Genomic DNA, 8,453 nt, shown 5'->3' with positions numbered 1-8,453 from the left:
AGTGCGACTGCCCGTACTGGGCGATTTTTAAAATCAGTTTATAAAACAATATAGTGGCGTTGCTTAATTTCCAAACGGGCAGCGCCTTAACGTAACGTTGGGCTTTTGCACTCTTATCCCTCAGTATTCAACCCATAAGCTAAATCTGTACTACGCTTATATCAGTAAACCACGATTATTAAGATGTTTAATTACCGTTAGGCTCTTGGATAACGATCGGTAACTTCACACTTTTAATTCTTGGAAGATAGAGTTAATGTAAACTATATTGACATGTTAATAGTATAAAATATTTATATTAATTAGATAGCCTATCTTTGTATAGCAAATTACTTTACAATTTTGTCTCCTCCTATCAAACTGAGGTGAGAGATCAGTAATTTTTCAACCGCATCCTCTTGCCTTCCTCTCCCCCAAAACCCTAGTAAAACGCCACGCCCAAAAAGGAAAAAAATGAAACCTCAACAGCACGGTACAGCGCAGCTTAGCCTAGAGCAGCATGATAATATTTTTAGCAAACTCACCGATCACGCTAAGCAAATTGAAAGCCATTGGGCAAATGTTTTCCAGGGTATTTGCCAAGCCAGTGACGACCACCCACACATCGACCAAGCTCGGTTCAAAACCTTAAGCGACACATTTAACACTGCATTACAACGTCTACATTGTGATTTACAAAGCCCTACGTTAATTTTAGCCACCACCGGTACAACAAGCAGCGGCAAAAGCACTATTGTTAATTTGCTGTGTGGTGCAGACTTAATGCCGCGTATGGCACAGGAAATGAGTGCGGGAGTGGTTTATATTCACCACAGCCTTGATGACAAACGCCATTTAAACATTCATGAAACAGAAGGTGCGCTTTGGGAATGTGGCAAATGGCACGATTTATCCGATGAGGAAATTCGCACAAAATTAACGGAGGTTATGGATAGCTTTAACAAAAGCAAAGGCATCAATCAACCTGCAACGCCACACATTGAACTCACTTATCCACTTGCCTGTTTTAACGATCCTGAATTGTTAGCCCTTTCCAGCCTGCCTAAAAGTACGCAATTCAAGCTCATGGATTTGCCTGGTTTACGTAATCACCAAGACAACACCAATGCCGAAGTGATTAAAAATTGCCGTGATGCCTTGTGTCTTGTGGCCTACAACATGGAAGAAACTGACGAAAATCGCCGACGGGAATTGGTTCAGCAAATTTTAGAACAAATTAAACACATGGGCGGCTCACCTGCACGGATGCTATTTGTCCTGAATCGGATTGATGTGTTTCACAAAGACAACGAAGGCGACCGCCGCCGTGATGAACATATCGTCAAAGTCAAAGCTGAAATCAAAGGTATTCTGCACAAAGAATTGCCTGAACACCGCGATACTTTAGATAATTTAACCTACAGTCCATTAAGCTCATTGCCCGCCTTACACGCCCAGCGCATTAAAACAAGCAATGACCGAATTTACGCAGCTGACGAATTGGATACCCATTTTAACAGTTTGATTCCTGCCGAATTGATAGATGACCTGCCGCGTAGAATCAACGCGTGGAAAGACCATGATTTTCAGCGTATCAGTGACGTAGTTTGGCAAAATAGTTACGGTACGGAATTCTTTGCCAACTTAGATAACCATATTCAAGCGCATTTTCCTACTTTAGTCATTCCAAGCATCCTGCAACGCTTTGAAAAAGAAGTAAACGATGCCATTGGTGAAGCCGTTCGGACTTGTTACAGTGAATTAAACAGTTCTGAAGAAGCCTACAATAAAGCCTGTGAGCTACTGTACCTACAAAATACTGAATTACGCCGTTTTTTAGAGCAAGCAAAGGCAACATTGCTTGAGCCATTGAGTTATTTGACTGACGAATTAAAAAAAAACGAAGCATCAGGAATAGCTTTAGAAATATTTGTTGAAGAATTACTTGAAACTGAAATTTATCAGGGTGTTTTAGGAGCAGAAAAAATAAGCCCATTATATTTGTGGATGAATCAACTGAGATTATCGACATTAGGCGTATTTGACGGCATGAAGCAATCGATAGATACAGGGAAACGTGATTTCAAAAATACATCTGTAGAAAGATTACCTGACCGCTTACAACAACAGCTTGCAAATGAGTGTTTAGTTTATAGTGAATATCTAAAACAACATGATACGTCAGATAACCTTTTAAATAGCCAATTAACTAATTTTTTAAATACACTTAATAAGGTTGTTAATGAAGTTATAGCCACACAAAGTGAATTGGAAAATAAACGTATTTATGATACGGTAATGTTGCTTATGAAGCATTATTTGGATTATGTACAGCGTGGTATCACAAAAATTGCTCCTGAATGGAATTTATCTATTGGGTATTCTGTATTAGATACCTTAAATACGCCTGAAATAAATTCAGTCAGCTTGAAAGGAAAAATCGAAAATAAAACTAGAGAAGAACGCATTGGCTGGACATTATGGATTTTCAAGCGAACGGTTGCATATAAAACACTTCCTAGTTCTGATGTTTTATATCAAGATGGTTTAGCAGAATTAAACAATCAATTAAATTCATTGGTTGATCAATTTCAGGAAATGATTTATCACTATATTATTGAGTTAAACAATAAAATTTCCGAAGAGCAGGACAGCGTCTCACAGGATTTTGAGATAAAATTAACGCAAGCTCGCGCACAGCATCATAATGATTATGAGCAAGTCAAGCAACAGTGGCAACCATTACATGAGCAATCCAAACAATTATCTGATTTATTAAATAATTTTGTTCATAATTGGGAGTATATATGAGTGAAATTGAAAATATATTGCGTAATACTGGTTTAATTGAAGAGATTGAAAAGCAGTCGAAAATAGATGGATTTTTAAAGAATTTCGCGAAAAATACAGTGTTTAAAAGTTTTATCAAGGCATTGGACGAAGATATTGAAAAATTGGTAAATGATGACGATTCGAATAATAATGATGAGTTCTTAACTTTACTGAATGAAGTATCTGTCGAAATTAATAAAAAACTTAACAGTGGAGAAAAAAAAATGATAATAGAAACGGTGATATTACTCAGTCTTACAGCAGGGGGGATTTATTTATCCAAACAACAAAAAAACAGGTCTGAAAATAATTCGTCTATCACACAAGTCCCATCTTATAAGCAACATCAGTTATTAATCGTTATACACGCCAACCGATTACCAAATGAATTAAAGAGTGGTCAAAATATTAGCAACGACAAACTCAACGAGCTAATCGCTAATACAGTGCGATGCTATTGTTTTTCTCTTGATAATGAAGAGGGCAATAAAGTTATGGAAGGCGTTGAATGTTCTGACACGCCAATTGATTTCACAACAGAAAACAGAGTTTTTGTGCAGCTTGAATTATCTGCCGAAGCGGAAATTACCAACCAGCGCGATAAATTAAGTATAAGGGCGAAAATCAAACCTAATTCTACTGCCAGAGTGCAACAAATAAAAAATTTGCAATCGGCACGTTCCACCAGTAGTTTTTACCAAATCTAACCCAGCCTCATTAAAAACCATGACCACTATGGATTGGAAAACCGCCTCAACCTTATATGCTAACCAGCTTAAAACCGCGTTAGCCGTGCGCCGCCACGCTTTAGATTTAGCAAATTTAGCTGGAGTTACCCAATTGGGTATTACGCCCGAACAAAAAGCCACTTTGCAAAAAGCCGGTGAACCCGCTGAAAAACTCATGCACCGTTTGCAAAACGGCGAGTTTCGCATTGCTGTGGTGGGTTTAGAAAAAGCGGGTAAAAGCACCTTTGTTAATGCGTGGTTAGGCAGTGATTTATTACCCGCTAAACCCGCCCGCTGTACCTTTACCACTACGCAAATCTATTCCGTACAACACGACAGTGAACAACGGCTGGAAACCATCCCGAAAACCGAAGCGCAATATCAAGCCTATCAAGCCGATTTGCGCGAACAATCGCAAAGCGTAGACAGAAGCGCCGCGGAAAACGCCGAAAATGATTTAAAAGTGATGGGCCAGCATAACGGCACATTACGCGAGATTATTAGCGAAGGCAAAAAAACACACAGCTTTAGCCGATTAGAAGACATTAAAACCAATTTAAGCCGTTATGTTGCTGATGAAAAATATGCCCATGCCATGCAAGAAGCACGGCTATTTACCTCAAAATTAGCAGCAGTGGATGGTGTGGTGTTTTACGATGTACCGGGATTAGATTCTGGTTTATCCAAGCATATTGAAGAATCCAAAGAAATGTTGGCAGATTGCGATGCCATTATTTTGGTACAGCGTCGTGATATTGATTTAAAAGCCCACGAGCAGGATTTGATTAAATTCGGGCAAAGCGGCGACCCGTATTTAAAGCTCGCCGATAAACTATTTGTATTTTGGGGACAGATTGATTTACAACCCTCAAAAGACATATTAGAAGACAATTGGCGGCTATTATTAGAAAAATGGTCGGTGGTACAGATTCCAGAGCATCGCATAGTACGCGGTTCGGCGGGCGCACATTTAGTATTACAGGGTTTTGAATTACCGCAAATTGGCACGTTAGAACAAACAACCCAGAAAATAAAAACGCTAACAGGTTTAGAAACCCATGACGAATTAAAACAAGCCACAGGCATTATTGAACTACAACAGCGCATTCAAAACTACCTTGATAAAGAACGTACCGCATTATTAAAAAAACGTTGTGACGGCATGATCGGTGATATTCTAAAAACTGCGCGTGATATTTATCAAACGGTGGCGGCGGTTTATCCCGAAGATCCTGAGCAAGCTAAGCGCACACAAGAAAATCAACAGCATATTGAATTTAGCCAGTGGTGGCATAAACGCTGGAAAAAAATCAGTGCCGATGTGAATATTCGCTTTAAAGAAGGTAACGACGTTTCAATAAAAAATCGGCAAGCATTCCGTGAGCGTTATGAAGAATTAGTAAAGGAAATAATAACAGCGTTACCTGCGCGACAATTAGAACAAAGACAGCAGATTTTTGACAGCATCAGCAATCCCGTTTTTGATTCCATAAAAGCTAATTACACCTGGCGCGAAGCACTGCACAGCGATGTCCGTAAAATGCTCAAAATCTTAGCGAGTAATTTAGCGGTTGAATTGCAGCAAGAAGCACTTGGACTAATTAAAGAATTGGAACAGCAACTGTGGAATAGTTCGCGCGTTAAAGCAAAACTCATTGACGACGATAAGCTATATATCAAGCTGTTAGAACATAGTTTAAATACACTGTTTTTACGCTTTGCGCGCCCTGTCTCTGAGTTATTAATTCGTGGTGCATTAGGCAGCGAAACACGTTCAGATGCGCGTAAAAAAATTGGTGCAGATATTGAAATCATCGATAATTATTATTCGGGCGACGAGCCTGCTTTAAAAAGTCTACGTAAATATACTAATCATGGTATTAAGCTATTAACTGATGAACAAAAACGCAAAGAGGTTTTAGGACGTTCTGCCGATGAGGTCGTTAAAGTTATAATTGGCTCAAATGTATTTGCCAATATTGCGGTTAATACCGTAAAAACGATTGCCAATGAGATCGAGCAAGTACCCAGTAACAAACAAGATGCGGTCATTGAAGAAGTGGAAGCCGATATTCGCGTACTGGAGCATTATTTGATTTACGGTATTTTTGAAGCCTCTGGATTTGGTGTTTTTTGTCAGCAAGAATTAGATAATTTGCGTGATTGTTTTCTGGATATAGATACCGAAGGTTATTGGTCTGGGGTTGTCGGCGTAGAATGGCGCGAGGGTAATCTTGAATTACTAAAAGAGTTACCATCTGCCTTGCAAGCTTTTAAATTTGATACGGAAGCCAGTGATAATCTAAAACAATTAAGGGTCTCGTTAGATTCCGTGCATAGCATTTAATATTTTTTTTTTCGGTGTTGGTTTGGCAACCGTGCATAGCTTGGCAGCCCAACCCCACATTCAACGCGGACTGGCCTTGATAAGTGTGTGCTTTCTTACAGCACTCCGGCCAGCCGGTTAATGCAACGTTATGCCCTTTGTAGGCTACTGACTACATTAGCCACAATAAAATGTAGATATTTCATCATCTGCCGAATATAATCCATCTCATGGAATATGAATGGGATAAAAACAAAGCGTCTGCCAATTTTTCTAAACATGGCATTACATTTGAAGAAGCTAAAACGGTTTTTAATGATCCGCTGTATGTGGATTTCTATGATCCCGATCATTCCTATGGCGAGCATCGTTATATTCTTATTGGCGAATCGAATCAAGGTAGGTTATTGTTCATTTCATATATGGAACGTAACGAAATCATTCGATTGATTAGCGCAAGAGAAGCAACACAATCAGAACGGAAAGCATATGAACAAGACTGAAATTGAAGATGACCTCCGGCCAGAATATGACCTAAAAAGTTTACAGGTAAGAAAAACCGGAGCTGGACGTAAAGGCTTTGGTGATATGGTTCGTTTAGAGCCTGATGTTATTACCGCATTTCCAGACGCTAAATCTGTCAATGCAGCGCTACGCTCCCTGATTGATATAGCAAAACGTTCCACTAACTTGAACCTTAAAAACAATCCTCCATTGCTTTAGTCGTGGTGATTTTTGAGTATCAAATAGCTAAAAACGTGGTTCACGCTGATGTTTAAAGCGGGGATAAATCGGTGTATAAACGCACCTCTCAAAAAGGTGTATAACAAAATTCAAATCCAATAACATAATAAAAAACAAATAGCTTGAAAAAAGAATACACCGATAAAGGTGTATTTTAATTGGAAAAATGACACCTTTTTAGGTGTCTACTTAACGTTAGGTCGCAATGGAGAGTGGTTCATGAATCCCGTTCAGAGCGTAGCCTTCGACAACGAGATCGCTTTGGCGAAGGAGTTCATCGCAAGAGGTGAACTTGAGACAGGCTTTGCTCATATAGAGCGCGCTCACGTCATTGGCCAGGCCTTTGTCGTGCCCCACGCCAGAGCGCACTGGCTGATGCTCAAGGTTGAGTTTCGGCGAAGACGGCCCGTAGCGGCCTTCGGGCAAGTCGTACGCATCGTTCTAGGCGTCTTGGGTTCTGCTGTCGGGGTTGTCCCGGTCGGGAACACTGGCGGCAGTGACGTTAGTATGTTCAAGCGCATGCCCATTGCGTCTGAATTGCAAAACATTATTGATGTTGGCGCACCGCCTGACACGCGTGTGTAGCAGAGCTACGGAGGCGAGAGTATGGAATTTTTGATTGGAGCGGTCTTGGCACTTTCGGTCGGCCTCTCAGCCACGTTCATTGGTTTGGACCGAGATCGGGCGTTCTACCCTACGGTAATGGCCGTCATCGCTTCGTACTATGCGTTGTTCGCGGTCATGGGCGGCTCCATTCAGGTGCTCGTGATTGAGTCGATTGTCATCGTTGCATTCCTGGGCGCATCCATCGCAGGTTTCAAGCGCTCGCTGTGGCTGGTCGTCGCGGCGCTCGCAGCGCATGGCGTGTTTGATCTCGTCCATGGCCATTTGATCGAAAATCCGGGTGTGCCCCCGTGGTGGCCGCACTTCTGCCTAGCCTACGATGTCGTCGCTGCTGCCTATCTCGCATGGCTCTTGTCGCGTTTGAAAGTGCATGCGGCTGCGACCTAACAAGTCGGTCAAAGGGACGCGCCGCCCCAGGGCGGTTTTGAAGGTTTGCTTTTAAATCAGGTTCGGTGGCTTCGCTGGATGTCCGTTGGCGGCGCGCCCCTTACCTTTGCGTTAGGCCAACAAATTCTCACCCTTCTAAAGGAAATCGAAAATGAGTACTACCAAACCAATTCCAAAAGGCGAACACGCCATTACGCCTTATTTGGCTATTCAAAGGTGCAGATGCCGCCATTCAGTTTTATCAACGGGTATTCGGTGCCAAAGAAATCGGGCGATTATTGATGCCTGGTGGATTAATCGGGCACGCAGAACTACAAATTGGCGATGCCAAATTCATGTTGGCAGAAGAGAATGTCGAATGGGGTAACAAAAGCCCCGCTACCTTGGGCGGAACACCCGTAACCATAGCCTTATATGTGGATGATGTTGATGCAACTTACCAATTTGCGCTTGACGCAAATGCGACAGGAATTATGCCGGTTAAAGATGAGTTTTATGGTTTACGTGTGGGTGTGTTTTTAGACCCATTTGGACACAAGTGGCATATTGTGTCGCACATTGAGGATGTCTCTTTTGACGAGATGCAGAAACGTTGTGATGCAATGTTTGGATAATGGAAAGCCTAACATTACGCTCAAGCGGGACGCGCTTTTTCGTGGCGGTTTTGAAGGTTTGTATTTTTCCAGCTTCGGTGGCTTAGCTAATCGTCCGTGAAAGGCGCGCCCCTTAGCTTTACGTTATAAGGTGTTGCCCGTATTGGGAACTTTGCGTGTTATCGTTACAAAAACGGTTGGTGAGTTTTGTTCGTAAAAGGGTTGGCAAAAAACCGTGAT

8 protein-coding genes are annotated in these 8,453 nt (G+C 41.5%); all 8 read left to right on the top strand.

What is annotated here, in order from left to right; genetic code table 11:
- Positions 1-453 precede the first annotated feature (453 nt).
- Complete coding sequence (locus ACHZC4_RS10585) at positions 454-2,790, top strand: dynamin family protein (protein WP_394753813.1); 2,337 nt, start codon at positions 454-456, stop codon at positions 2,788-2,790.
- Complete coding sequence (locus ACHZC4_RS10580; protein ID WP_394753812.1) at positions 2,787-3,518, top strand: hypothetical protein; 732 nt, start codon at positions 2,787-2,789, stop codon at positions 3,516-3,518. Before ACHZC4_RS10585 ends, ACHZC4_RS10580 begins: the two co-directional genes overlap by 4 nt.
- A 19-nt stretch (positions 3,519-3,537) precedes the next feature.
- A complete protein-coding gene (locus tag ACHZC4_RS10575; protein WP_394753811.1) occupies positions 3,538-5,886 on the top strand; it encodes a dynamin family protein in 2,349 nt (782 codons plus the stop codon).
- Between the two features lie 209 nt (positions 5,887-6,095).
- Entirely contained in the window at positions 6,096-6,368 is a 273-nt protein-coding gene (locus ACHZC4_RS10570; RefSeq protein ID WP_394753810.1) for a BrnT family toxin, read from the top strand.
- Positions 6,355-6,588 (top strand): hypothetical protein, encoded by a 234-nt coding sequence (locus tag ACHZC4_RS10565; protein WP_394753809.1) that lies wholly within the window; start codon positions 6,355-6,357, stop codon positions 6,586-6,588. Before ACHZC4_RS10570 ends, ACHZC4_RS10565 begins: the two co-directional genes overlap by 14 nt.
- A 240-nt stretch (positions 6,589-6,828) precedes the next feature.
- Positions 6,829-7,194 (top strand): DUF3703 domain-containing protein, encoded by a 366-nt coding sequence (locus tag ACHZC4_RS10560; RefSeq protein WP_394753808.1) that lies wholly within the window; start codon positions 6,829-6,831, stop codon positions 7,192-7,194.
- 21 nt (positions 7,195-7,215) lie between these two features.
- Complete coding sequence (locus ACHZC4_RS10555; RefSeq protein ID WP_394753807.1) at positions 7,216-7,620, top strand: hypothetical protein; 405 nt, start codon at positions 7,216-7,218, stop codon at positions 7,618-7,620.
- A gap of 200 nt (positions 7,621-7,820) precedes the next feature.
- Positions 7,821-8,234: a VOC family protein gene (locus tag ACHZC4_RS10550; protein ID WP_394753814.1), complete on the top strand. Its 414-nt coding sequence runs from the start codon at positions 7,821-7,823 to the stop codon at positions 8,232-8,234.
- The last annotated feature ends 219 nt before the right edge of the window (positions 8,235-8,453 follow it).

The sequence above is a fragment of the Crenothrix sp. genome (assembly GCF_043729335.1).
GTDB lineage: Bacteria > Pseudomonadota > Gammaproteobacteria > Methylococcales > Methylomonadaceae > Crenothrix.
This window is presented reverse-complemented; position numbering and strand designations above follow the sequence as displayed.

What these genes read in the sequence shown, in the direction of transcription:
- ACHZC4_RS10570 (WP_394753810.1), top strand. Translation starts at nt 6,096, where the DNA reads ATGGAATATGAATGGGATAAAAACAAAGCGTCTGCCAATTTTTCTAAA.
- ACHZC4_RS10555 (WP_394753807.1), top strand. Translation starts at nt 7,216, where the DNA reads ATGGAATTTTTGATTGGAGCGGTCTTGGCACTTTCGGTCGGCCTCTCA.
- ACHZC4_RS10580 (WP_394753812.1), top strand. Translation starts at nt 2,787, where the DNA reads ATGAGTGAAATTGAAAATATATTGCGTAATACTGGTTTAATTGAAGAG.
- ACHZC4_RS10585 (WP_394753813.1), top strand. Translation starts at nt 454, where the DNA reads ATGAAACCTCAACAGCACGGTACAGCGCAGCTTAGCCTAGAGCAGCAT.
- ACHZC4_RS10565 (WP_394753809.1), top strand. Translation starts at nt 6,355, where the DNA reads ATGAACAAGACTGAAATTGAAGATGACCTCCGGCCAGAATATGACCTA.
- ACHZC4_RS10575 (WP_394753811.1), top strand. Translation starts at nt 3,538, where the DNA reads ATGACCACTATGGATTGGAAAACCGCCTCAACCTTATATGCTAACCAG.
- ACHZC4_RS10560 (WP_394753808.1), top strand. Translation starts at nt 6,829, where the DNA reads ATGAATCCCGTTCAGAGCGTAGCCTTCGACAACGAGATCGCTTTGGCG.